This window comes from Pseudomonas sp. (assembly GCF_030698175.1).
In the GTDB taxonomy this organism is placed as follows: domain Bacteria; phylum Pseudomonadota; class Gammaproteobacteria; order Pseudomonadales; family Pseudomonadaceae; genus Aquipseudomonas.
In genome coordinates, this window is record NZ_JAUYNT010000029.1 from 445,862 (window position 1) to 469,970 (window position 24,109).

At 59.7% G+C, this 24,109-nt stretch carries 27 protein-coding genes; 17 read left to right on the forward strand and 10 right to left on the reverse strand.

Annotated features, from left to right (window positions below; all coding sequences use genetic code 11):
- Positions 1-43: 43 nt before the first annotated feature.
- Complete coding sequence (locus tag Q8R10_RS17335) at positions 44-886, forward strand: alpha/beta fold hydrolase (protein ID WP_305655096.1); 843 nt, start codon at positions 44-46, stop codon at positions 884-886.
- 97 nt (positions 887-983) lie between these two features.
- On the opposite strand, the gene Q8R10_RS17340 is transcribed toward Q8R10_RS17335, so the two are convergent.
- The 3 genes from Q8R10_RS17340 to Q8R10_RS17350 all read right to left on the reverse strand — a co-directional run bounded on the left by Q8R10_RS17340 (position 984) and on the right by Q8R10_RS17350 (position 4,099).
- Positions 984-2,969, reverse strand: a complete 1,986-nt coding sequence (locus Q8R10_RS17340; RefSeq protein ID WP_305655097.1) for an alkyl/aryl-sulfatase — start codon at positions 2,967-2,969, stop codon at positions 984-986.
- A 149-nt stretch (positions 2,970-3,118) separates the two neighbouring features.
- Complete coding sequence (locus Q8R10_RS17345; RefSeq protein ID WP_305655098.1) at positions 3,119-3,565, reverse strand: hypothetical protein; 447 nt, start codon at positions 3,563-3,565, stop codon at positions 3,119-3,121.
- Between the two features lie 57 nt (positions 3,566-3,622).
- Positions 3,623-4,099, reverse strand: a complete 477-nt coding sequence (locus Q8R10_RS17350; RefSeq protein ID WP_305655099.1) for a nuclear transport factor 2 family protein — start codon at positions 4,097-4,099, stop codon at positions 3,623-3,625.
- Positions 4,100-4,216: 117 nt separating this feature from the next.
- On the opposite strand from Q8R10_RS17350, the gene Q8R10_RS17355 reads away from it, so the two are divergent.
- The 3 genes from Q8R10_RS17355 to Q8R10_RS17365 all read left to right on the forward strand — a co-directional run bounded on the left by Q8R10_RS17355 (position 4,217) and on the right by Q8R10_RS17365 (position 6,692).
- Positions 4,217-5,191 (forward strand): GlxA family transcriptional regulator, encoded by a 975-nt coding sequence (locus Q8R10_RS17355; protein ID WP_305655100.1) that lies wholly within the window; start codon positions 4,217-4,219, stop codon positions 5,189-5,191.
- 102 nt (positions 5,192-5,293) lie between these two features.
- Positions 5,294-6,262, forward strand: coding sequence for a hypothetical protein (locus Q8R10_RS17360; RefSeq protein WP_305655101.1), 969 nt, complete (start codon positions 5,294-5,296; stop codon positions 6,260-6,262).
- Between the two features lie 109 nt (positions 6,263-6,371).
- Entirely contained in the window at positions 6,372-6,692 is a 321-nt protein-coding gene (locus Q8R10_RS17365) for a DUF2025 family protein (protein WP_305655102.1), read from the forward strand.
- 187 nt (positions 6,693-6,879) lie between these two features.
- Here Q8R10_RS17365 and Q8R10_RS17370 read toward each other — a convergent pair whose 3' ends face one another.
- Complete coding sequence (locus Q8R10_RS17370) at positions 6,880-8,499, reverse strand: murein L,D-transpeptidase (protein WP_305655103.1); 1,620 nt, start codon at positions 8,497-8,499, stop codon at positions 6,880-6,882.
- 139 nt (positions 8,500-8,638) lie between these two features.
- On the opposite strand from Q8R10_RS17370, the gene Q8R10_RS17375 reads away from it, so the two are divergent.
- From Q8R10_RS17375 to Q8R10_RS17390, 4 genes are all read left to right on the forward strand, one after another.
- The gene (locus Q8R10_RS17375) at positions 8,639-9,352 is read left to right on the forward strand and encodes a murein L,D-transpeptidase catalytic domain family protein (RefSeq protein WP_305655104.1); all 714 of its coding nucleotides are present in this window, start codon (positions 8,639-8,641) and stop codon (positions 9,350-9,352) included.
- Between the two features lie 9 nt (positions 9,353-9,361).
- Positions 9,362-9,607, forward strand: coding sequence for a DUF3820 family protein (locus Q8R10_RS17380; RefSeq protein WP_305655105.1), 246 nt, complete (start codon positions 9,362-9,364; stop codon positions 9,605-9,607).
- 73 nt (positions 9,608-9,680) lie between these two features.
- Positions 9,681-9,914, forward strand: a complete 234-nt coding sequence (locus Q8R10_RS17385) for a hypothetical protein (RefSeq protein WP_305655106.1) — start codon at positions 9,681-9,683, stop codon at positions 9,912-9,914.
- 28 nt (positions 9,915-9,942) lie between these two features.
- Positions 9,943-10,374, forward strand: a complete 432-nt coding sequence (locus tag Q8R10_RS17390) for an META domain-containing protein (protein ID WP_305655107.1) — start codon at positions 9,943-9,945, stop codon at positions 10,372-10,374.
- 39 nt (positions 10,375-10,413) lie between these two features.
- Here the strand turns inward: Q8R10_RS17390 and Q8R10_RS17395 are convergent, their stop codons facing one another.
- Positions 10,414-11,256, reverse strand: coding sequence for a crotonase/enoyl-CoA hydratase family protein (locus Q8R10_RS17395; protein WP_305655108.1), 843 nt, complete (start codon positions 11,254-11,256; stop codon positions 10,414-10,416).
- Positions 11,257-11,383: 127 nt separating this feature from the next.
- Here Q8R10_RS17395 and Q8R10_RS17400 point away from each other — a divergent pair, with 127 nt between their 5' ends.
- The 5 genes from Q8R10_RS17400 (at position 11,384) to msrA (ending at position 15,187) form a co-directional block, all read left to right on the forward strand.
- The gene (locus tag Q8R10_RS17400; RefSeq protein ID WP_305655109.1) at positions 11,384-12,010 is read left to right on the forward strand and encodes a TetR/AcrR family transcriptional regulator; all 627 of its coding nucleotides are present in this window, start codon (positions 11,384-11,386) and stop codon (positions 12,008-12,010) included.
- Complete coding sequence (locus tag Q8R10_RS17405; protein WP_305655110.1) at positions 12,007-12,447, forward strand: GNAT family N-acetyltransferase; 441 nt, start codon at positions 12,007-12,009, stop codon at positions 12,445-12,447. Before Q8R10_RS17400 ends, Q8R10_RS17405 begins: the two co-directional genes overlap by 4 nt.
- A 121-nt stretch (positions 12,448-12,568) precedes the next feature.
- On the forward strand, positions 12,569-13,912 hold the full coding sequence (locus tag Q8R10_RS17410; protein WP_305655111.1) for a DUF3422 family protein: 1,344 nt from the start codon (positions 12,569-12,571) through the stop codon (positions 13,910-13,912).
- Positions 13,913-14,024: 112 nt separating this feature from the next.
- Positions 14,025-14,546, forward strand: coding sequence for a peptide-methionine (R)-S-oxide reductase MsrB (gene msrB / locus Q8R10_RS17415; protein ID WP_305655112.1), 522 nt, complete (start codon positions 14,025-14,027; stop codon positions 14,544-14,546).
- Between the two features lie 2 nt (positions 14,547-14,548).
- Positions 14,549-15,187, forward strand: coding sequence for a peptide-methionine (S)-S-oxide reductase MsrA (gene msrA, locus Q8R10_RS17420; RefSeq protein WP_305655113.1), 639 nt, complete (start codon positions 14,549-14,551; stop codon positions 15,185-15,187).
- A 21-nt stretch (positions 15,188-15,208) separates the two neighbouring features.
- Here the strand turns inward: msrA and Q8R10_RS17425 are convergent, their stop codons facing one another.
- Together Q8R10_RS17425 and Q8R10_RS17430 are read right to left on the reverse strand one after the other, a co-directional pair.
- The gene (locus Q8R10_RS17425) at positions 15,209-15,961 is read right to left on the reverse strand and encodes an MgtC/SapB family protein (RefSeq protein WP_305655114.1); all 753 of its coding nucleotides are present in this window, start codon (positions 15,959-15,961) and stop codon (positions 15,209-15,211) included.
- A gap of 236 nt (positions 15,962-16,197) precedes the next feature.
- Positions 16,198-16,536, reverse strand: coding sequence for a hypothetical protein (locus Q8R10_RS17430; protein ID WP_305655115.1), 339 nt, complete (start codon positions 16,534-16,536; stop codon positions 16,198-16,200).
- A 221-nt stretch (positions 16,537-16,757) separates the two neighbouring features.
- Here Q8R10_RS17430 and Q8R10_RS17435 point away from each other — a divergent pair, with 221 nt between their 5' ends.
- Complete coding sequence (locus Q8R10_RS17435; protein WP_305655116.1) at positions 16,758-18,977, forward strand: LTA synthase family protein; 2,220 nt, start codon at positions 16,758-16,760, stop codon at positions 18,975-18,977.
- A gap of 179 nt (positions 18,978-19,156) precedes the next feature.
- Here Q8R10_RS17435 and Q8R10_RS17440 read toward each other — a convergent pair whose 3' ends face one another.
- On the reverse strand, positions 19,157-19,993 hold the full coding sequence (locus tag Q8R10_RS17440) for a S1 RNA-binding domain-containing protein (RefSeq protein WP_305655117.1): 837 nt from the start codon (positions 19,991-19,993) through the stop codon (positions 19,157-19,159).
- A 442-nt stretch (positions 19,994-20,435) separates the two neighbouring features.
- On the opposite strand from Q8R10_RS17440, the gene Q8R10_RS17445 reads away from it, so the two are divergent.
- Together Q8R10_RS17445 and nhaA are read left to right on the forward strand one after the other, a co-directional pair.
- Positions 20,436-20,897 (forward strand): DUF1456 family protein, encoded by a 462-nt coding sequence (locus tag Q8R10_RS17445; RefSeq protein ID WP_305655118.1) that lies wholly within the window; start codon positions 20,436-20,438, stop codon positions 20,895-20,897.
- A 262-nt stretch (positions 20,898-21,159) separates the two neighbouring features.
- Positions 21,160-22,329 (forward strand): Na+/H+ antiporter NhaA, encoded by a 1,170-nt coding sequence (gene nhaA, locus Q8R10_RS17450; protein ID WP_305655119.1) that lies wholly within the window; start codon positions 21,160-21,162, stop codon positions 22,327-22,329.
- 54 nt (positions 22,330-22,383) lie between these two features.
- Here nhaA and Q8R10_RS17455 read toward each other — a convergent pair whose 3' ends face one another.
- Positions 22,384-22,848, reverse strand: a complete 465-nt coding sequence (locus Q8R10_RS17455) for a hypothetical protein (RefSeq protein ID WP_305655120.1) — start codon at positions 22,846-22,848, stop codon at positions 22,384-22,386.
- A 160-nt stretch (positions 22,849-23,008) separates the two neighbouring features.
- Here Q8R10_RS17455 and Q8R10_RS17460 point away from each other — a divergent pair, with 160 nt between their 5' ends.
- Positions 23,009-23,245 carry a hypothetical protein gene (locus Q8R10_RS17460; RefSeq protein ID WP_305655121.1) on the forward strand — a complete coding sequence of 79 codons (237 nt, stop codon included), beginning with the start codon at positions 23,009-23,011 and terminating at the stop codon, positions 23,243-23,245.
- Between the two features lie 150 nt (positions 23,246-23,395).
- Here the strand turns inward: Q8R10_RS17460 and pdxH are convergent, their stop codons facing one another.
- Entirely contained in the window at positions 23,396-24,043 is a 648-nt protein-coding gene (pdxH, locus tag Q8R10_RS17465; protein WP_305655122.1) for a pyridoxamine 5'-phosphate oxidase, read from the reverse strand.
- Positions 24,044-24,109: the final 66 nt, after the last annotated feature.

Here is a 24,109-nt window from a genome sequence, read left to right on the forward strand (position 1 = left end):
AGCTTAGGGTGCTTGCCTCCCTCCCAAGCAGCAGGTGCAAGCGATGCAAATCCACTGTCAAGACGGCCGCAAACTGAGCGCCAGCCTCTTCCGCCATGCAACCCAAACCCGCCGTGGCGTCTTGGTGGTGAACTCCGCCACTGGCGTGCCACAAAGCTTCTACCGGCGCTTTGCCGAGCACTTCGCCCAGGCCGGTTTTGACGTGCTGACCTGGGATGCCCGCGGCATTGGCGCCTCGCGGCAAGGCCCGGCCAAACATGACAAGGCGCGCATGCGCGACTGGGGCCAACTCGACCTGGATGCAGTGTTGCACGCCGCCGTGACTGAGTTACAGGTGCCCTGGGAGCACATCACCGTGCTCGGGCATAGCTCCGGCGGCCACCTCAGTGGCTTAGCGCCGGCCCTGCAACAGGTGCCACGGCTGATTTTACTGGCCTCCGGCACCTGCAGCTGGCGGCTCTACCCGCGCAAACACTGGGCGTATTTTCTCAGCGCCTGGTACCTGGTTACCCCGTTGTTGCTGCGCAGCCTGGGTTATCTACCGGCGCGTTTCGGCGTCGGTCACGACTTGCCGCCGGGCGTGGCTTGGGACTGGCGCAACTGGAGCACGGCCAAGAACTATCTGTTCGGCGATTCACAGCTCGACACTCAGGGCTACCGCGACTACCCAGGCAAGATTGTGGCGCTGTCCTTTAGTGATGATCAGGCCTTCGCCCCACCGGCCACCGTGCAGGACTTGCTCGCGCACTTCCCCGCCGCCCAGCGCGAACACCGTGAGGTTCGCCCTGAAGTTCATGGGCTGAAAAGCATTGGCCACTTCAGTTTCTTCCACAGCCGTAATCAGGCGCTTTGGGCGTTAGTGGAGGACTGTTTGCCGGCTAACTGAAAGCGGCGCCAGCACGCAGAAGGACAACTTCAGCGTGCTGGCGCCGTAAGCAACGGACACCTGAGAAGTGCGCGCCAACTAGACGCGCCCTTAGTGGTTAGTCTTTGGCAGTGACTATCGGGAAGACCAGATCCGGTTTATCCAGCAGCGCGAAGAAACGCACCAGATCGATCAGGCTGCCATCGACCTGCAGGTCGGGCGAGCCGAGCAAGTCTTTAATCCCGGCCTGTTTGGTCACTATCTTCACCAGCAGCGGCCGGGTCAGGGTCAGGGTGACGCTGGCCTGGCTGTCTGGCGGCGCTTGCCGGGCATGCAGCACGCTGTTGTCGATGTTCAGCACGTAGTTAGTCTGCAAATCGCTGAAACTGATGTTCAGGGTCAAAGCTACGCCGTCTGCCTTGGGGCCATTGAGGGCCACCGCGAACATCTGCATAAACTGCTCGGCGCCGGTCTGCTCCAGCAAGCCAGCGGCGGCGGCGATATCCACGCCCTGGGCCGGGGCACCATGACGCAGCTCGTAAGCACCGCTCAGGTAGACATTGCGCCAGGCGCTGGATTCGGCGCGGTAGCCAAGTTGGTCGTAGGTCTGCGCCAGCAGCGTCTTGGCCGGCAGGTTGTCCGGCTCGGCCGAGACCAGATGGTTGAGCACTTCCGCCACCCAGCGGTAATCGGCCTGATCGAAAGAGGCCTGGGCCTTGCTCAGAATCGCCGCGCTGCCGCCCATAAACTCCACGTAATGCTTTGCGCCTTCGACCCGTGGCAAGGGATCGAGGTTGGCCGGATTGCCGTCGTACCAGCCGAAATACATCTGATACACCGCTTTGACGTTGTGCTTGAGGGTGCCGTAATAGCCGCGGTTCCAGTAATGGGTCTGCAGCGATTTAGGCAAGCTCAGCTGCTCGGCAATCTCGCGCGGGCCGTAGCCCTGGTTAGCCAGGCGCAGCGTTTGGTCATGGATATACAGGTAGGTGTCGCGCTGCTCCGTCATCAAGGCATTAATGCGCTCGGCGCCCCAGACCGGCCAATGGTGGCTGAAAAACATCACCTCAGTTTCTGGATGGCTGACCCGGCTGTCTTCGATATAGCCGGCCCAACGCTTGGCATCGCGGACCTTGGCCCCGCGCAAGGTGTAGAGGTTGTGCATGGTGCGGCTCATCACCTCGGCGCCGCAGAAGGCCTTCGCCGCCGGCAGGTAAAAAGTCATCTCGGCCGGAGCTTCTGAGCCGGGGGTGTACTCGAAGATAAAATCGACACCGTCGATGCTCATGGCGGTTGGGGTTTTGCCGATCAAATCAGTCGGCGGCAGAATACCCACGGTGCCCATGGCCGGCTCTTTGCCCAGACCATTGTCGACCTTGCCGCGCTCGCTGCGCGGCAGATCGCGACCGTACATATAGATGGCCCGGCGGCCCATGGCCGGACCCGCCAGCACGTTTTCGCTGGTGGCCTCCTCCATAAAGCCTTCTGGGGCATAGACCCGCACTTTGCCGCTGGCGACATCGGCCGGCGAGGCCAGCGCCAGCGCGCCGCCAAAGTGATCGACATGGCTGTGGGTGAAAATAATCGCCACCACCGGCTTGTCGCCCAAATGCTGGCGCGCCAAGGCCATGGCGCGTGCAGCGGTTTCTTCGGTGGTCAGCGGGTCGACCACGATCCAGCCATTTTTACCCTCGATCAGGCTCATGGTGGCCAGGTCGTAACCGCGCAGCTGATAAACCCCTTCGGCCACCTTGTACAGGCCATTGCTGTTATTCAGTTTGGCTTGGCGCCACAGGCTCGGGTTGACGCTGCCGGGCGCAGCGCCCTGGATAAAGCCGTAGGCGTCCTGATCAAACATCACCCGGCCGTCGGCCATCTGCACCTGCAGCGACGGCTCGCGAGCGATAAAACCGCGCTCGGCCTCCTGCTGATCGAGCACATCGTCGGCCGGCAGGCTTTGCGCCGTAGCCTTCTGGGCGGCTAGCGTGGCACTGGTGGGTGCGCTAAAGCCACCCTCGGCGTCGGCGCTACTGACCGGTACTTGCGGGTCGCAGCCACTCAACAGGCTGCTACAGAGTAAGACGGCAAATACGGGTAGGCGCATTAAGGATTCCTCTCGGGGCGGACTGAGCACTTCAATTATTAGGCAGCGCAAACTGCCCGCACCTTTTAGAGCAATTACTCTAAAGTGTCAAATTACGCCGTCCCGCAGTCGCGCAATGGCCGCCAATAGCCAAGGAACAATTGGTGGCGCTAATCGATATCGCCACAGAACAGCTCGATATTGCGATCCGCCGGGCTGCTGCGCAGCACTATCGCGTAGTGTCCGGCGCGCAAGGCGGCCAGGCTGACAGGCGCCGTTTTGCTCAGGTACCAGCCATTGTTAACCCGGTTGGCGCGCACGTTTTCGTTCAGCGAAAACGCCGGCTGCGCCCCCAACTGGGCGCAAGTGCCTGGGTAGATAAAGCTGTAAATTTGCAGCGGACTGCCCGACCCGCTCGGCACTCCACCGACAAACAAGTTGAGGCCGGTGATGGGCCCTTGGTCGGTCAAACCAGCCTGAGCAATGCTGCCCAGGTTTTGCGGGCCAGGGTTTAAGCGCACATTGCGAAAGCGGTTGTCATCGGCCGAGTCAGAGCTGGCGCAAGCGGCCAGCAAGGCGCCGATCAACAACGTCAACAGTGCATGCTTCGTCTTCATCAGCGTGCTCCTTATAGGACTTAATGCCGGCACCCATGACAGACCCGACGCGCAATGCTAGGCGCGACCCTGCGCCTGAAAACCACTCAAACCTTGCCGGGCCTGGCGGCGGATGGCCGCCTGTACCGGCGGCAACCAGCCCAGCAGCAACCCCTTAAGGCCCAGCGCCTGACGGCTCCAACGCCACAGATCAAAATGATCACGGTGCTCAATGATCAGGCCGTCTTTAAACACAAATTCGGCGCGAATTTCATTGACCACGGTGCGCCCCGTCGCACTGAAGGTGTACTGCGCCGTCCAGCGCGCCGAGCCATGTTGCTCATCGGCTTGCACGGCCGAAAAACTCAAGCTGAAATCCTTGGCGCGACTGCACAGCATCCGCCACATGTCGCCCGCCTCACGGCCTTTAAGGCCGACGAAGACCGCATCACTGAACTGCACATCAGGGGCGTAGCAAGCCGCCATGGCCTCGGCGTCCTGACGCTGAAAGGCCTGATAAAAGTGAGTGATCAATTCAGCATTGGCAGCAGACATGGTGTAACTCCATTCAAGGTAGACGCTGAGTATGGCCGCTGTTTTCCCGCCTCGCGATTGGCATTAATGACAGCTTTGTGGTGATAATCGACACTCGCTATCTGCCGGCCCACCGCCATGCTTCGTCTCGCCATTTACGTTTGCCCCCAGACTGTGTGCTCCAGCCTGAGCCTGACCTGCGACGCCTTCGGGCTGGCCAATCAACTGGCCGGCCAGCCGTTGTTTAAGTTGAGTCGCTTCAGCCAGGACGGCGCCGCAGTGCAACTGTCCTACGCGCGGATCAGCGTCGACGGCGGTCTGGACTTGGCCGCCGGTGCCGACCTGGTGCTGCTGCCGGCCACCGGCAGCAATATCGAGGCAACGCTGGCGAGCAACGCGGCCTTGGTCGACTGGTTGGCAACCAGACCACTGAGCCAACAACTGGCCAGCCTCTGTAGCAGCGCGTTTTTATTGGCCGCCGCCGGCGTGCTGGATGACGGCCACGCCACCACCCATTGGGCGCTGGCGGCCGCCTTTCGCCAGCGCTTTGCCCGGGTACGGCTGGATGAACAGGCGCTGTTTAGCGAATACCGCAACCGCTTCTGCTCGGCCGGCGCCCAGGCGGGGCTGGATCTGTGCCTGCAACTGATTCGCCGCCACGCCGGGGCCGGGTTGGCCCAGCAAGTCGCACACGCCCTGCTGGTGGATCTGCACCGCGGCCAGCAAACCCGCTTTCAACCGCTGTTGCCCGCCGTGCGCCAGGACGACAGCCCACTCGGCGCGCTACTGCTCTGGCTGCAGCAACATTTCGCTCAGCCGCTGGACCTGCACGGGCTGGCTGCACGCCTGCACTGCTCGACCCGGACTTTACTGCGGCGCTTTAAACTCGAAACCGGCTTGACCCCCAACGACTATATCCAGCGACTGCGTATCGGCGCCGCGCAGATCGCCCTGCAACAACCGCAACCGGCACTGGAGCAAGTGGCCATTGCCGTCGGCTACCAAGATCGGGCCACCTTTGCCCGGCTGTTTAAACAGCTCTGCGGCGAAACCCCCGGTGCCTTTCGCCGCCGCCTGCAACTCAGTCAGCATGGCGCAGCGCCCGCCCCCTAGTCGCAGCAGACGGCTAGTCCAAGTTCACGCGGGAATTCGTCAACCCGGCTCGGCGGTGCGATACTGCCGGCCGATTTAGGCCAAAGGACACTGGCGCCCGCTATGCGCAATCGCAACCGACGCAAATCATCCAGCCCTACGGCAATTCGCCACTGGCGCTGCTTACTGCTGGCCATGCTGCTGAGCGGTCCGGCACTGGCCCAGCCGGCAGCAGTGCCGGATGGGCCAGCAAACACTGCCAGTGCCAGCAACAACTTGCGTTATCCACGTTCATTCAGCGGCTATGAACAGCGCGACAGCTACGCCTTGGCCCTGCTGCAATTGGCGCTCAGCAAAGCCGGCAGCTCGCTCAACCTTACCCCCTCAACCAACAGCATGGCGCAAAACCGCGCCCTTGCCGAGCTGGTGCTGCGGCGCAACGTGGACGTGGTCTGGGCCATGACCAGCAAGGAGCGCGAAGCTCAATTGCTGCCGGTGCGCATCAGTATCGACAAAGGTTTAATGGGCTGGCGCGTGGCGCTGCTGGCCAAGCAGCACGGGCAGCTGCTGCAGAACATTCAGCGCCTGGCGGACTTACAGAAACTCCAGGCCGGTCAGGGCCACGACTGGCCGGATCGCACGATTCTTGCCCATAACGGCTTGCCGGTGCAGGCCAGCTCCAGCTACGAAGGGCTGTTTCACATGCTCGCGGCTGGGCGCTTCGATTACTTTCCGCGCTCGCTGCTGGAGGTCTCCCGCGAGGCCAAGAGCTACCAGCAACTGGGTTTACAGATAGACCCTTATATCCTCCTGCACTACCCCACCACCTCGTATTTTTTTGTCTCCCCGCATAACCCCGCGCTGGCTGAAACTTTGCGCCTGGGGCTTGAGCGGGCGCTGGCCGATGGTTCCTTCGATCAGTTGTTTTACCAGCATTACGGCGCCGTACTGCGCCAGCTGAAGCTGTCCAACCGGCGGATTCTAGAGCTGGAAAACCCACTATTGCCGGCGGCCACTCCACTGTCGCGGGCCGAGTTGTGGCTGAGTCGCGTGCAGCTGCTGCAGCTGGGGCAAGCGCGCGCCAGCCAATAACCCCACCCGCGAAACACGCGCCACGGCGCTGATCGCACCGACATTGATCTTGCGCAAGGCGCTGCGCCAAGCCATGGGTAGCATGTGCGCATCACTCTGCGAGGCTGCCATGACAATTAAATCCGCCGACATCTGCACCGCCGTCGATCAGCTCAACGGCTTGGTGGGCTTCAACCACAAAACCCAGCAATACCTCGTGCGTTTTAGTGAGGACTCCTTCGGCCTGGACATCAGCGAAGCCAGCATCACCCCCGCCTGCGAGTTCGTCTGGTGCGCCCTGGAAGGTGGCTTGATGACGCTCAAACGCGAGCGTTTGCAGATTTTGCTCGACCAGCATGTGCCTGATCGCCTGCGCATCAGCGCGCCCTTACTGGTCTATATGCGCCGTCAGGATTTACCCGAAATAGTCGCCCAACGCTGCCCGCGCTAATAGCCGCCAGCGCCGGCTAAATAGTTTCGTAGGGTGGGTTAGCGGCGCGAGCGGTGGTTGTTTGCATCACCGCGTAAGCCAGGCCCGCGTAACCCACCATGCGGTTTGCCGGTCGAGCGCCATGGTGGGTTACGTGGCGCACATATTATGCAACACGTAACCGGGACATAGCCGCGTTAAAAACCCGTTACAGCCGGGCGCTATCGAGCGCCGCCAACAGGGCCGCATCGAGCTGGTAAATATCCGGCGCGTACTGCAACTCCCCGGCGCTGTCGACTTCGGCCGTCCAATAACTCATCAGCAGCGGCATCGGGCTGGCCAGTCGAAACTCATGGGTTTTGCCGCTGGCCAGGAGTGTGCTGACCCGCTCGCGCTCGGCCTCGCTCAACAGTTGCTGACTCAGCTGCAAGGCCTGCTCAACCCGCACACAACCCGAGCTGAACGCCCGTGGCGCCTTGGCAAAGAGCTGCTGACTGGGGGTGTCATGCAGGTACACCGAGAACGGATTGGCAAAGCGCAGCGCCACCTGCCCCAGTGGGTTTTTCGGCCCGGCACGCTGGCGCAGTTGGATAAAACCCGGGTTATTCCAATCCACTTGCTCGGCCTCTAACTGATTGCCCTCACGGTCAAAAATTTGCATTTCGTGCTTACTGAGAAAGCCTAAGTCACGACGGATTTCCGGCAGTTTGTCTTCCCGAAAAATGGTCGGTGGCACGCTCCATCTCGGGTTCAGGGTCAAGCGGGTAATCTGCGATTTCAACAACGGGGTCGGCCGCTCGGGTCGCCCGACCTGGGTACGGGTTTGCCAAACCGGTACACCGGCCTGGTAATAGGTCAGCTGGCCGGCCGCGACGTTAATCAGCAAGCTGGTGGCCTCCAGGTTGTGTGCCAGCCAGCGAAAACGCTCCAGATTGACCCGCAACTGCTCACGCCGCTCAAACGGGCTGACGTTTAGCGCCGCCAAGGTGCCCGCCCCGACTATGCCATCCGCCTGCAACGCGTGGTGTTGTTGAAAGGCCTTCAACGCCGCGACCTGCGCTGGGTCGTAGCGATTATCGATACTGGTCACCGTGGCCGGCAGATAACCTTCACTGGCCAACCGCTGGGTCAACTCGGGCACCCGCGCGTCCTGCATATCCGGACGCAGCAGTGGACCACCGGCCACTGCCGACCAACTGGCCAAGGGTTGTTGGCGCAGTTGCGCATAGGTGCGGCGCAAGCTTTGATACTGCGCCAAGGCCGGCCGGGCATACTGGAAGGCCGCCGGCAAGTCATTCAAGCCAAACACGGCCAGCGCCAGCAGTGCATCCTCTGCCGCTGCCGGCGCCGGCACCAAGGCCTCGGGTTGGCTGGGTGCCTGCCAGAAGGGCTCAACCTTGGCCTGCTGTAAACGTCCATGCTGCAAGTGCCGCAACGCCTGCAAGTACACATGACTGATAAGAATGTCGCGGCACTGGGCCTGCTGCGTAACGGTCGCCGGCTGCTGGGCAAAGCTGCGTAAACCGGCCAGCTGATAGCTGGCCGGATTGAGGCCGTCATCGGCCAATTGCTCAAGTTGCACCAGCAACGCAGCCAACCGGCCAGGGCTCGACCAGGCTTGGGTAAACTGCTGCTGGCGGTAGAAGGCTTGCAACGAGGCTTGGGCTGCAGCATCCAGACTGACTGGTAACGCCGGGCACGCCAGGGGTAGTTGTTCGAGGCTGAGCTGCAGAGGGCTGACCGCGGGCGTATCGAGCCCCGCGCCAGCACTGACCAGCGGCATGACTAGCAGGCTAACACTGAGGTAAACTGCGCACTTTTTGTACAATTAAAACCACTCCAATCCATGGCCGGCGCATTAACGGCCAACCTAAACTGGCAACGCTTAGCGTGCATCGCTAAGTATAAACAGACCAGTGAGGGTAACGACAGGAAGTCGGGAGCCTACTTTTTGGGGACTCTCTCGCATGTTTAATTTCTTGCGCAGGCTTTGCCTGGCCACCGCGATTTCCGCCAGTTGTTCAGTGCCGGCACTGGCCACCAACAGCAATACCCAACCATTGTTTAACAGCCTTTCCCGCGCCGCGCCCAAGCTTAATCCACAGGCCTTACAGCAAGCCTTGAGCGCCGTACAGTGCGCCCTCAACAGCGGCGCCGCCCAAGCGCAACGGCTGGCGATAATCGATTACTCCGAGCCGTCAACGGCCCGGCGGTTATGGATTTTTGACCTACAAAAACAAACCCTGTTACTGCAAGACTTAGTCGCCCACGGCAATAAATCTGGCGAAAACTTCGCCACCCGCTTCTCCAATCGAGTCGGCAGCTATCAGTCCAGCCTTGGACTATTTCGCACCCAAGAGAGTTATCAAGGCAGCCACGGTTATTCGCTGCGCATGGACGGCCTGGAGCCTGGGGTGAATGACCTGGCCCGCGAGCGCGCCATCGTGATTCATGGCGCCGACTACGTGAACCCACTCTGGAGCCAGCGCCAAGGCCGCATTGGCCGTAGCCAAGGCTGTCCGGCGGTGCGCCCGGAGGTGGCCAAGCGGGTGATCGACAAACTCAAGGGCGGCCAGTTTATGTACTCCTGGTATCCCGACCGGCGCCTGGCCAAATCCTCGGCCTACCTCAAGTGTCAGCCACAGCAAGTGGCGCGCATTCTCGCCGCCAACGACCGCTAAGCGCCGCCGATGAAACCCGAAGATCTCTTACTGCTGCTCACCCGACAAATGCCCTACGGCAAATACAAAGGCCGGCTGATTGCCGATCTGCCCGGTCAATACCTCAACTGGTTTGCCCGCGAAGGTTTCCCCAAGGGGGAAATCGGCCAGCTGCTGCAGCTGATGCAGGAGATCGACCACAACGGCCTATCCGAGCTGCTAACGCCGCTGCGCCAACAGCTCAACATCCGCCCCAACAGCAACCCCGGCCGCTAAGCCGGTATACTGTCCGGGTTCGCGCAAGCCCGCTGCGCACTTAACTCAAGCCATTCGCTTTAACGGATTAACCATGACCAGCCCAACAGCCAACGCCGACACTCAACCCGACGTAGCGACGCAACCTAACGACGCAACCGCACCGGCGAGCAAGATTCCAGCGTTTCGCTTCCCGTTCTCGCCGGCGACTTTTGCCCCGAACAAGGACGCCGAGCAGCCGTGGCATCAGCAAGGCAACAAGTCCAGTCACGACAAAACCCCCAGCCGGGCGCCCAATGGTACGCGTCGCTCGATGGGCAAGCGTTAACAGCTAAAGCTCAATCCAAGGAGACTTTATGCGCGGCAACTACCTAAGCCTTATCGGCATGACGGCCCTGCTCAGCGCCTGTGCCAACGCACCAAGCGGTACGCCGCTAACGGCTGAAAGCCTGCAGCACCATCACTGGGTGCTGGAGCAGATCGACGGCCAGCCGGTGGTCGCCGAGAAAGGTCGGCAACCCGACCTGGAAATTGGCGAGCAACTGCGCGCCAACGGCAATGCCGGCTGCAATAGATTTATGGGCCAGGTAGAAATCCAGGGCCAGCAACTGCGCATCAGCAAGATGGCCTCGACCATGATGCTCTGCCAATCGCCACAGCAAGACTGGGAAGCCGCCATGACCAGCACCCTGAGTGACTGGAGCGAGGCCGATTTGAGCCCACAGCAACTACGCCTCAAGGGTACCAAGCACGAGCTGGTCCTGCGCTTAAGCGACTGGGTTCGCTAAGCGCGGCGACGCCCGCTGAGCGTCGCCACGCACTCAGGCTTATTGCTCAAACAAACCCTTAACCGGAAACAGACCGTCGAAGGTCGCGGTGGTCTTGGTGGCCTTGGCTTGAAAGGTCTTGAGCATCTCGTTGGGGCGAAACATTCCCGACTGCCACGTGGCCATGTATTTCAAGCTATCGGCGACACTGTGATCGCGGCTGAAGTTGAGCATTTCCTTGCAGCCGCTGACCGCCAGCGGTGAATGGCCGGCGATCTGCGCGGCAATCGCCAGCACCGCGTCGAGCATTTCCCCATGGCTGGCATACACCTGATTGACAAAGCCCAGGGCCTTGGCTTCGTCGGCGCTGAATTTGCGCCCGGTATAGGCCAGCTCGCGCACCACGCCTTGCGGCAACAACTTGGGCAAACGTTGCAAGGTGCCGACATCGGCGGTCATGCCCAGCTCGGTTTCCTTGATGGTGAAGTAGGCATCGGCCGAGCAATAGCGGCTGTCGGCGGCGCAGACCATGTCCAGGGCGCCACCGATGCAACCGCCTTGAATCGCCACCAGCACCGGCAAGCGCACCTCCTCCAGGCTGCTCAAACTGGCTTGCAGTTGCAGCACCACGCGGCGCAGGTTTTCCGCCATACGCGCCGGGTCGCCGCCCATGGGCACCGCCTTGGGGTTGGTAAACACGCCCAAATCCATGCCGGCCGAGAAATGCTTGCCGGTGGAGGAAATCACAATCACCCGCGCCTCGCCGCTGGCCTCCAGTTCACGCATGCACAGCGGCAACTCCAGCCAAAAATCGGCATTCATCGAGTTCATTGCCTCTGGGCGTGCCAGTTGGACATGGGCAACGTGGTTGGCAAGGGTGACGTTAAAACTCTTATAGGTCATGGCAGACAAACCTGTGCGAAGCCGCGGTGGGCGTGGAGAAATTATCTTGACGGCGTCAAGATAGAGGCGCGATCCTGAGACTGTCAAGCCCACTCGCCCGCCTTTTAGCCGCCACAAAGAGTCACCGATGACCGCCACCAGCAACCTCTACCACCACGGCAACTTGCGCCAAAGCCTGCTCGACAACAGCCTGCAATTGCTGCGCGCCGAGGGCAGCGAGGCTTTGTCGTTGCGACGCCTGGCCGAGCTGACAGGGGTGTCGCGGGCGGCGCCCTATCACCACTTCAAAGACAAACAAGCACTGCTGGCCGCCGTCGCCGAACAAGGCTTTGTCGAGCTAGCCGCCTTGCTGCAACAACTGGTCAGTGACGAGCAAATCGCCCTCGAACAACGGTTGCAACAGGCCGTGCTGGGTTATCTGGATTTTGCTCAGGCGCAGCCGGCGTTGTATCAACTGATGTTCGGGCAAACCCTCTGGCAACTTGACTCATCGACCCTCGGCGATGCCACCAGCACCACCCAGTTTCAGCGCGCTGCCAAGGATTGTTTTCGCCAGTACGTGCACCTGTTCGAGCGGTTGCAAGCGGCAGGGCAACTGGCTGCCAGCAGCAATGCCTTGCGCTCGGCGCAATTGCTTTGGGCAACCCTGCATGGGTTGGCCACCCTGACTCGCGATGGCGCGTTTTTTACCCGCAGCGACCTGGCCGAGATTGCCGCCCACGCCCTCGCCCAGTTTGCCCGCGCACGGGCATGAGCCAGGCAGTCGAGGCGATTCATTATCAACCCCTGGCTAACGAATTATTGCCACTGGCCAATAAGTTCTACAAAAGCCAGCGCTCCAACATGCGCGTCGGCCGCAGTGAACAGGTGTGGATCGCCCGACAAGGGCAAATTATCGCCGCCTGCTGCCTTAAACCCATAGAGCACGGCCAGTGGCTAACAGCCCTGTTGGTGGCCAGCCAGCGCCGCCAGCAAGGCATCGCCAGCACTCTGCTGCGGCAGTTATTGCATAGCCGTGCTGGCCCGGTCTGGCTGTTTTGTCATCCCGACCTGCTAGCTTTCTATCAACGCCAAGGTTTTCAACTGGCCACCAAGCTGCCGGCGGCGCTGACTGATCGACTGCGCCGCTACCAACAAAAACAACCACTGCTGGCGCTGGTCTGGCAGCCGCCGATCCTTGCTGTCGACTAAACAGGTGCCGCCGCTCGGCTCGGCTGCGTCTTGCTCTTAAGTCACCGTGGCGTAAATACTGCCGCACCCTACTTTCAATTTGCTGGCAGAAAAGGCCGGCGCTCCGATGGACACACAGTCGATGAACCAGACCTTGCCGCCCGCTGGACTTTGCCCTGAGCCGGCGCCGACTGACACGCCAAACTTGGCGTTTCATCCGGCCCGCGAGTCGCTGTTCAATGAACTGCATGCCCGCCCCTTCCCGGTACTGCAAACCCCAAGCTGCCTGGCGCATCTAGTGCTATTGCGCGAGGAGCCGGCCAATGACGCCGAGCACCAGCACTTGCAGGCGCTGTGCGCACGCCATGCGGTGCTGCCGCCGACCGCCGAATCATCCTGCTATTACCAGAACTTTGGTGGCTTTGAGCTGCGCTGGGAGCGGCATACCGAGTTCTCCACCTACACGCTGATCTGCCAGAGCGCTGAGCCATCGCCCTTCAGCAGCAGCCCGCTGACTTTGTTGCCCACTCACTGGCTCAACAACCTGCCGGGCAAACTGATCAGCGCCCTGCACCTAGAACTCGTCCAGGCACCGGACGAAGAACCGGGCCCCGAGCTGATTCGTCAGTACTTTGAGGGCCACCGACTGATCAGCTCCGAAGTTAAAGAGCACAAGGCCCGCCTGTGGAGCGCCTACCGCATCCACAGCGACGGCAGCGGACGAATCCTTATCCATAACCGCGAACTCAACCCCTGCCAAAGCGGACGCTTGGTGCGCACCTTGCTGGAGATGGAAACCTACCGAATGATGCTATTGCTGGCCCTGCCGGCGGCCAAAAGCATCGCCCCGGAGGTCAAAACCATGGACCAGCAGCTGGCCACGGTAATCCAGCAAATCAACCAGATTGCCGGGCTCAACGATGAGCGCCGCCTGCTGGCTGAACTCAGCAGCCTGGCCGCGCGAATTGAAAAACTGATCTCCGACAACAACTTTCGTTTCTCCGCAGCCCAAGCCTATTACCAGCTGATCATCAATCGCCTAGAAGAGTTGCGCGAGCAGGAAGTTGGCGGTTTGCAGACCTTTCGCGAGTTCCTCCAACGCCGCCTAACCCCGGCCTGGCGCACCTGCGAGGCGGTGCGCAATGAGCTGAATGATTTGTCCCGGCGCATCGACCGCGCCAGCGAACTGTTGCGCACCCGGATCAATCTGACCATCGAAGCGCAAAACCAAAGCCTGATGCTGAATATGGACCAGCGCAGCCACATTCAATTACGCCTGCAACAAACGGTCGAAGGCCTGTCCGTCGCGGCGATCAGCTACTACTTAGTAGGGTTGACCAAGTACCTGGCCGAGTCAGCCAAAGCCCTCGGCCTGATTGATAACAGCGCCTTGATCACCGGCCTGGCCGTGCCGCTCTGTGTCGGCGCGGTGTGGTATGCCATGCGCAAATTACGCCGCACCCTGGAGAAATCTGAACCCAGCTGAGATCGCCCGGTAGAGGCTCCCAGTGCGGGTAAAGGTGAAAGATCAGCCGGGCGTTGTAATTTTTCGCTCAAGGCTGACTCTACTGTTTGCCCACTACCTGCGGATGAGTCCCATGCAACGACGCACCCTGCTACACAGCCTGGCCCTGCTTGGCCCCCTGGCGTTACTCAGCCGCTTTGCCAGCGCTGCGAGCGACGCCGAACCTGGCGCGCAAACCATTCAAGCCCTCGGCAAAGCCCACGAAACTTGGCGTCCGCTGCTGTCGCCTGAGGCTTACGCCGTGCTGTTTGACGAAGACACCGAGCGCTCAGGTTCCAGCCCGTTAAACGATGAACACCGCGACGGTACGTACATTTGCGCCGCCTGCTATTTGCCGCTGTTCGACAGCGCCAGCAAATTCGACAGCGGCACCGGCTGGCCGAGCTTTACCCAGCCGCTTGCCGGGCATGTGGCGCTGAGCCGCGACTTCAAATTGATTTTGCCGCGCACCGAATACCACTGCGCCCGTTGTGGCGGCCATCAGGGGCACCGCTTTGACGACGGCCCGGCGCCGCGAGGCGAACGCTGGTGCAACAATGGTGTGGCGCTGCACTTTATTCCTAAAACTGAAGCCTTGCCGGCGTTGCGGAGCTAATCATGCCTAGCATTTCTATGCCGTTACGCAGCAGCCTGCGTCTCGGCGCACTGATGATCAGCCTGCTGGGGGGGCATAACTTTGCCGCCGCGGCGGACGCTGCAAGCCCGAACAACAGTGCCGTGGCGATCTTTGCCGGAGGTTGCTTCTGGTGCACAGAGTCGGATTTTGACAAGGTTGCCGGCGTGCTCTCGACCACCTCGGGCTACATTGGTGGCACCTTGGCCAATCCCAGTTATGAGGCAGTATCCGCCGGCCAAAGCGGCCACTTCGAAGCGGTGCAAGTGCGTTTTGACCCGAGCAAAATCAGCTACGCTAAACTGCTGGAAGCCTACTGGCCGACCATTGACCCGCTGAATGCTGACGGCCAGTTCTGCGACAGCGGCCCGCAATACCTCAGTGCGATTTTTTATAGCAACCCGCAGCAAAAACAAATAGCCGAAGCGTCCAAGGCAACCCTGGCCGCATCTGGACGATTACCGGCGCCTATCGCGACGCAGATTCTGCCAGCCAGCACCTTCTACCCCGCCGAGGACTACCATCAGGACTACCACAGCAAAAATCCGCTGCGCTACAACTACTACCGTAACGGCTGTGGCCGCGATGCGCGCCTGGAATCACTCTGGGACCAGCCGCAGTAATGGCTTATGGCAGTGCGCGGCTCAGTTGCGCGCGTGCACGATATTGAAGTTTTTGATCCCGGCGTGCAGCTCCAAGCTTTGCGCCAGGGCAATCATCGGCGTGCCACAGCGGCGGCAACGGGCGATGGCGACAAAACGCCACTCGGCGCTGCCCTTGCTGTAGGTAATGCTGATCGAGCCCATCGCCATGTCAAAGCCGTGACTCATTAGAAAACCGCGCAGCTCACCTTCATCGGGTTGAAAGCCCGGATCAAAGCGCAAGGTAATGCCAATCGCCGGGCGCTGCGGCAAGTACGTCTCTAACCGCGACAAACCGAGCATGCACAGCGCCGACAGCAGCGCGAGCATGATTGCCGCGGCATAAAAGCCGACCCCAACCATCACCCCGATGGCCGACGAGGCCCAAATCGACGCCGCCGTGGTCAGACCACTGATGCTCATGCCCTCTTTCATGATCACCCCGGCACCGAGAAAACCAATGCCGGTGACAATGCCCTGAATAATCCGCGTCGGATCACTACCGGTCGGGTTGGGCGCCCCATGCCCGCCGTACCAATCCAGGGAAAAACCCGCAATCACCGTCAATGCCGCCGAGGCCATGCACACCAAGCCATAGGTGCGCATACCCGCCGCGCGACCATGGTAAGCGCGCTCATAACCGACCAAACAGCCGAGTATCAGCGCACCAAACAGGTTCATGAAAATCAACAAGTTGACTTGCAGGGCCGACGAGGACCAAAAATCCAACAACATCTCGGTGGATAACGGATTCATACCAGCCTCCTCAGCGGCGCACATGCCGGTTGCTTAAGCATAGCCACGCCAAGGCGATACGAGTGCTGGATCGCCGGTTTATCCGCCGCGCTGTTTCGAGCGCCAAGCCTGCCCGGTGCGCCCCCCTGCACACGACAACCAAGCACAGTGTTTAGCGCCTAACTCACCCATAGCTGACTCCGTCAGACTCAACTGCAGCGTTTGCCGATAGCAACGGCATCACCCTGCCGGGCGATTTATTCGTCACGCTGATACTGGTAACTGCCCTGCACAGACTGCTGTGGCACACGCAGGCCGTTGGGATACTCAGTGCTCTGGCGAATGCCACCCGATTGTTGCAGCGTCGAACCGCCATACACAGTGCTGCTGCGCGTCGACACGCCACTGGGCAGACCCGGCACGGGCGCAACCTCATAACCCTGGCTGCGTGAAGAGCTACTGATACTGCCCGAAGCGCCGGGGCTCACCGAGTACACCTCAATAGCTTGAGGTTGGCGCTTTAGCGGTTCAGCCACCAACACTGGCAACGTCCATATCGCGATAAAAATCAGCACGCCGTGTTTGGTAAAACTCATCAAATTCACCCCTTTTATGCCGTTGCTACTGGTCACTCATAACTGCTTCAGTGTCTGCCCGCGTGGGCGTCACAGCAAGCAGCAGAAGCCACTCACAGGCCAGTGAATTTAACTGATTTTTTGCGGTCTACTGGCGCATAGCAGATTCCTGTTTCAAACTGATTAACGCTCGTTAAGTGCGCTTAGTCACCCAACCAAGCACTCTTGCTCTAGGAGTTTCTGTGCGCCCTCTCAGCCGCTGGCTGCCAAAACCCACTGCCAGCCTCGGTCTTGCACTGTTGCTGCTGGCGCTTCCGCTGGCCAGTCGTTTTTTACTCGGCTGGTCTGACCCACGTGGCTATGTCTCAGACCTTGCCATCGGCGGTCTGCTGCTATTGTTTCTGCGCCAACGATCGCTATGGCTGACACTGCCAGTGCTGCTCTTCTGGGCGCTGCTGAGCTTGGGCGCCGCCGAATTGGTCAGCGCCGTCGGGCGTATGCCGGAGGCCAGCGACCTGCATTATCTAACCGATGCACAATTTCTCAGTCAGTCCACCGAAGGTGGCGGCATCGCTCACCCGTTTCTGGCCCTGAGCTTGCTACTGGGACTGGGCATTGTGCTGTACCTGCTGTCGGCCCGGCGTCAATTGCCAGACCCAACACGCCGCTCGCGCTACCTCTATGCCGCACCACTTTTATTGCTGCTCGGTCATAGCACGGCGTCTTACTTGCAGCCGAGCGAGGCCGATGAATGGCGTCAATTCAACCTGCCGCACAAGCTGCTCGCCACCGCCGTAAATGCCGGTCAGCAACAGCTCGATAGCTGGCTCGATGACAGCCCGGTCGACAGCCCCGTCGACATCGCCGGGCTCAGCCAACTCGACCTTAACGGCACACGTTTGATTGCCGGCGCCGGCAAGGCGCGCAACGTGCTGATCATTACCGTCGAAGGCATCCCTGGGGCCTATATAGCCGCCAGTCGCAATGCCGTTCACAGTAGCTATCAAGAAAATTTAATGCCCAAACTCAGCCGTTGGGCCGAGCGCGCAATGACCACCCCGGATTACGTACTGCACAGCCATCAGACCATCCGCGGCCTGTATGCCATGCTCTGCGGCGATTACAGCAAGCTCGACAGCGGCACCCCAAAAGGCGTCGAGTTGCTCAACAATAACAACCAGCGCAACCAGCAATGCCTGCCGGCACAAATGAGCGGCCAAGGCTTTAGCACGCACTTCTTGCAGGGCGCCGGGCTGCAATTTATGGCCAAAGACAAAATCATGCCGCGCATGGGGTTTAACCAAACCCACGGCCGCGAATGGTTTCGCAAAAAGCCACAGCTCGAGTTCGCCTGGGGCATGGATGACAAGTCGTACTTTGAGGGCGCGCTGACCTACGTACGCCAACTGCGCAAACAGCAAAAACCCTGGATGCTCACGCTGCTGACGGTTGGCACTCACCAACCCTACGCCTCGACTGACGACTACTTAGCCCGTTACGACAGCCCTAAACAGGCGGCAGTGGGCTATCTGGACGATGCCATCGACAGTTTCCTCAGCGGCCTGGAAAAACAAGGCGTGCTCAAAGACACCCTGGTCATCATTACCTCCGATGAATCCCATGGCCTTGAGGGCGTGCGCCTGGCTTCGGCCTGGGGTTTCAATCTGGTGTTGGCGCCCGAGCAAGCAGCACTGCCGGCGATCAAACCGGGGGTCTATGGCCACGTTGATTTAACTGCCTCGATACTCGACTACTTCGACCTGCCGGTGCCGGCCAACATCTCCGGCCGCTCGCTGTTTCGCGACTACAGCAACGGCCGCGAGATCATGTCCTACACCAACGGCATGCTGCGCCAGCACGATGGCAAGGGGCAGTTTGTTGAATGCAACTTTCAGCATGTTTGCCGGCGCTATGCCAGCGACGGCTTTATTGCCGACAGCGCACGTTACCTGGGCCGTTTCACCGGCAAACAAGCCAACATGGTGGCCATGCGCGCGACCCTGCTCGATCAGTCACTGCTCAGCGGACAACTCGGCCAGCAGTACCAGTTCGCTAAACGTGACAAGGTAAAACTGCACGAAAAGAATCTAGATGACTGGACCGCCAACCTGGTCGGTGCGCAGTACCTGGAACTGCCGCAAGGCTCGCAAACTACCGTACACCTCAAGGTGCGGGCGTTGAACCTGGACAAAAAAGGTCTGCAACTGCAGCTAAAAACCAAGGAATTTGACCGCGACGTGACGCTGGATATTCCGCCGCTGCCACTACTGACTCGCGGCAAACCGATAGACCTGAGTTTTAGCTTTGACAATTTGCAGGCGCGTAAGGCGTTTTCCTTCCACCTGCTGGGTCAAGGCCGCGGGCTGATTGAAATCACCGACTTCACTGTGACCAGCCAGCCACTGCAACCAACCGCTGATTTGGTTACCAACCAGCCAGCCGACGACAGCCCAGCGCTGTAAAGACGCCTCGCCAAGGCTGGCGAGGCAGAGCGGTCTTGGCGAGGCCGTTGAAAAACGTAGCGAGCGACGGCTAGGCAAGGCGAAATCAGCCGAAAAAGCGCAGTTTACTGCTCGTAAATGAGCATTTTGGGCTGAGTTCAACGCTGCATAGCCTAGCGCAGTAGTTTTTCAGCGGCCGGTTAGACCTGCTCGATACGGTCGGCGTGGATAACGATCAGGCCCTGCTTGTACAGCGCACCAATGGCTTTTTTGAAGTTGCCCTTGCTGACACCGAACATGTCACTGATAACCTGCGGCTCGCTCTTGTCGTTGACCGGCAGTACGCCGCCCTTCTCTTGCAGCAACTGCAGGATTTTCTGATGCAAGGCATCGGCCGCATCCTGCCCTACTGGCTGCAGCGACAGGCTGATTTTGCCGTCGGCGCGCAGCTCTTTGATAAAGCCCTTCTCGCGGATGCCGTTGCGCAAAAACTTGAACACTTCGTTCTTGTGAATCAAGCCCCAGTGCTGGTTGTTGATAATGGCCTTAAAGCCCATCTCGGTTGATTCCGCCACCAGCAGATCAACGCTCTGGCCAACGTGATAGGTGTTGGGACGCAGATCCAGATAACGATCCAGCCGCGCCGTGGCCGTGATGCGCCGCGTGTGTTTGTCCAAATAAACATGCACCACGCAGTAGTCGCCGGCCTGCAATGAACGCTTCTCTTCCGAATAGGGCAGGAGCAAATCTTTGGACAGCCCCCAGTCGAGGAAGATACCAATGCTGTTGACCTCCAGCACCTTCAAGCTGGCGAACTCACCCACTTGAACCTTGGGCTTTTCGGTGGTGGCGATCAGCTTGTCGTCACTGTCCAGGTAGATGAACACATTCAGCCAGTCCTCTACCTCGCTGGGCGTATCCTTGGGGATGTAGCGCTTGGGCAGCAGAATTTCACCGTCCGCGCCGCCATCCAGATAGAGCCCGAAGTCGGTGTGCTTAACCACCTGTAAACTGTTGTAACGGCCAATTAATGCCATGTTCAATACCTTGATTGCCTAGCCTGCATTCTATCTGCAATTGCACCCTGAGTTCGTGGCCATCACTACATTTGCCCGCTGGGCTGCCCAAGCGCAGACAAAGACCCAGCGCAGCGCCGCCACGCGGTAGAATGTTAGGCTCTGTTGACGTAAGCGCACATGCCGCGACGGAGGCTGTTTTGTCGCAGGGCAAGGCACGAGGAGCGTGGTTTGGTTATTCCAAACGAGCGACGAGTAACGCCGCCCTGCGACAAAACAGCACCGTCCCTTCGGGTTGCGCGTCAAAGCCCGCCATGCGGTGTTGCAGGACTTGGCAAGGGAATGACCATTGCCGGCGTCCTGCGCCTAGCCTGGCGGGCTTTGACGCGGCAACGCGGCGCGTTCGCTTACGTCAACAGAGCCTAGCTATCCAACGATCCACCCTTTTACCTGAGTGACCTGCATGATCAATAACGATGTCCTGCGCAGCCTGCGTTACAGCCTCAATATCAATGACGCGACCGTGCTGGAGGTGTTCAGCCAGGCCAACTACAGCCTTACCCAGCCGGAGCTAGCGGCGTTTTTGCTGCCCGAGGAAGATGAAAACCGCGTGCCATGCACTGACGAAGTAATGGCGCACTTCCTCGACGGACTGGTGTTTTTCAAGCGCGGCAAGAACGACAACCTGCCGGCGCAGCCCGTGCAATGGCCGATCAATAACAACGTCATCTTGAAAAAACTGCGGGTTGCCTTTGAGCTTAAAGACGCCGACCTGCATGACATTCTGCAAGCCGCCGACTTCCCAGTCTCCAAGCCAGAACTCAGTGCACTGTTTCGTAAAGAGGGGCAAAAGAACTTCCGCCCCTGCGGCGATCAACTGCTGCGTAACTTCCTCAAGGGTTTAACCCTGCGTCTGCGCGGTTAGGTTACACAGTTGCGCAAGCGCAAAGGCGCGCAGTACCACACGCCCAAGGGCCTAACCCTGCGTCTGCGCGGTTAAGCACTGGCTGACCGACTGCAGTGCGTAAAAACCCTGCAGCCGGCGTATCAACAGGGCTGCTCAGCACAGCAACACCAGTTTCAAGCACATTTTTTATAACAAAAACGAATGTGATTTTTGTTTGATCAAACCGCCTCACGGGGTAGGGTTAGTCCTTGATTTATCACTGGATAACCAACCGCCTCCCATGCGCACAACTCTTACTCGCTTCTTTGAGCTGGAATCTGCCAGCGGTTTATTGCTGATCGCCGCCGCCGTGCTGGCCATGACCATCAATAACTCCCCCTTGAGCTTTCTCTATACCAGCCTGCTCGACATACCGGTTGCCGTGCAGTTTGGCGCCTTAGAAATCGCCAAGCCGCTGCTGCTGTGGATTAACGACGGCCTGATGGCGGTGTTCTTTCTGCTGATTGGCCTGGAAGTGAAGCGCGAAGTGCTCGAAGGCCAACTCAAAGAACCCTCACAACTGGTGCTCCCAGGCGCCGCCGCGATTGGCGGCATGCTGGTGCCGGCGCTGATCTATTGGGCCTTTAACCACGACAATCCAGCGGCTATTGGTGGCTGGGCCATTCCTATGGCCACCGACATCGCCTTCGCCCTCGGCGTGTTGGCGCTGCTGGGCAAACGCGTACCGGTATCCCTAAAACTGTTTCTGATGACCCTGGCGATCATCGACGACCTTGGCGCCATCATCGTTATTGCGCTGTTCTACTCCACAGACTTGTCGACGTTGTCGTTGATAATGGCCGCGGTATTTATCAGCATTCTGCTCCTGATGAACCGCTTTGGGGTGAGCAAACTCAGCCCCTATCTGGTGGTCGGCACCTTGCTGTGGGTCTGCGTATTAAAGAGCGGTGTGCATGCCACCTTGGCGGGAGTGATCCTGGCGCTGTGCATTCCACTGCGTTCAAGTAACGAGGAACCCTCCCCCCTGGCAACCCTGGAGAATGCCCTGCACCCCTGGGTCGCCTTTGCCATTTTGCCGATTTTTGCCTTCGCCAATGCCGGCGTACCCCTGGCTGGCCTGAGCCTGCAAAGTTTTCTCCATCCAGTCCCGCTGGGCATTACCGCAGGCCTGCTGGCGGGTAAAACTATTGGGGTGTTCGGCTTTGCTTGGCTAATCATCAAGACGGGGCTGGCCAAGTTGCCCGAAGGCGCTAATTGGGGCCAAGTGCTGGGGCTGGCGATTCTCTGCGGGATCGGCTTTACCATGAGCCTGTTTGTCGGCTCCTTGGCCTTTATTCCTGACGTCAGTGAATACTCGGGCATGGATCGCGTCGGCATCCTCACCGGCTCAGTCCTCGCGGCGTTGCTGGGCTTTGCCATCTGCTACCTGAGCAGTCGCAAGCAAGCCTAAGTCATCGGCCACAAAAAAGCCGACCCAGAGGGTCGGCTTCTAATTGCCACGCTTTTAGTGGGCGACGCGGCTGGTGCCATTGACGCTCATGATCCGCACGCGCTCGCCAACCCGGAAGATTTCATTGGGCTGCACTTCCTGCACATAGGCACGCATGCTGCCGTCATCTTCGCGCACGGTAACTTCGACACCTTGAGTACGGGTCAAGCCCTCTTCGGTTGCCGCGCCCAGCAAGCCACCGGCCACGGCACCTATTACGGCCATGACGATACTGCCTTTACCACCACCGACCGAGCTACCGCCAACACCACCGATGACCGCACCGGCGCCGGCGCCGATCGGGGTTTTGCTGCCTTCAATTTTTACCGGGCGCAAGGATTCGATGGTACCCATGCGTACGGTTTGCACCGTACGGGCTTCGTCACGCGAATAGCTGTCGCCGGTTAAGCTCGACTGGCAGCCAGCCAAGGTCAAGGATACCGCGGTAATTGAGGCGGCCAACAGAACAGACTTACGCATTGCAGTATCTCCATAAATGACTGTTGTCTATTAGACTCTGCGGCGCAGACGCTGTCACGACGCAGCCTGGGTAAATTGCTGTATTTACCCAGTTCTGACCTTAGAATTAGCCCGCCAGTTCAGCCGCCAGCGGACTCTCAGCACAGGCTCAGGAAGCTTTATGGATTATTTTATTATTTTCATCGCGGTTAGCAGCGGCCTGTACTTTCACTGGTGGCTGTATGTGCGCATCAAGCGCTGGACGGACCGCGACCTGGCGCTCTCGATGGCCGGCGCCGATGCCGCCAAACGCGCCTATATGCTGCAGCGTTTGGCGGCAGCCAAAGCCGAGGGCGTGGAGAGCAAGCAATTAGCCGCCTGGCTGGAGCAAGCGGCCAACGACTATCAGGCAGACTGAGCCCGGCTAACAGGCTGTTGAAAAATGTAGCGAGCGACGGCTAGGCAAGGCGAAATCAGCCGAAAAAGCACAGTGTACGAGCTGTACATGAGCATTTTGAGGCTGATTTCAACGCCGCATAGCCGAGCGCAGTAGTTTTTCAACGGCCTGTTAAGGCGCCAGGCGCTCGCGCAGCCAAGCATTGTCGAGCAAGCGGTAGTTGAGTCGATCATGCAAGCGGCTCGCCCGCCCCTGCCAAAACTCGATGCGCTCCGGCAGCAAGCGATAACCGCCCCAATGCTCAGGACAATGGGGGGCCTGCTGCATAAAGCGCCGCTCAGTCTGCGCCAACAACTCTTCCAACTCGCCACGATCAGCAATCACCTGGCTTTGCGGCGACGCCCAAGCGCCAATGCGACTGCCCAGCGGGCGCACCTGAAAATACGTATCGGACTCAGCCAAACTGACCCGTTCGACCCGCCCTTCGATGCGCACCTGACGTTCGAGACTGGGCCAAAAAAAGGTCATGGCGGCAAACGGCTGCGCCGCTAATTGCGCGCCCTTGGCGCTGTCGTAGTTGGTGAAAAAAGTAAAACCACGCTCATCCAGCCCCTTCAGCAGCAGCACCCGACAATGCGGCCGACCCTCGGCATCCACAGTCGCCAAGGTCATGGTGTTTGGCTCCACCGGCAGCTGCTCGGTACTCACCGCATCAACAAACCATTGGTGAAACAGCGCAAAGGGCTCCGCAGGCGCATTGCTCTCACACAAACCATCGCGGGTGTAGTCGCGGCGCATGTCGGCCAGGCTTTTGCTCATGGCAAAGCTCCTTAAAAGTAGAGGCTTAAGCTTACCCAGCTGCCAGCCACTTGGTTTGATCTGCGA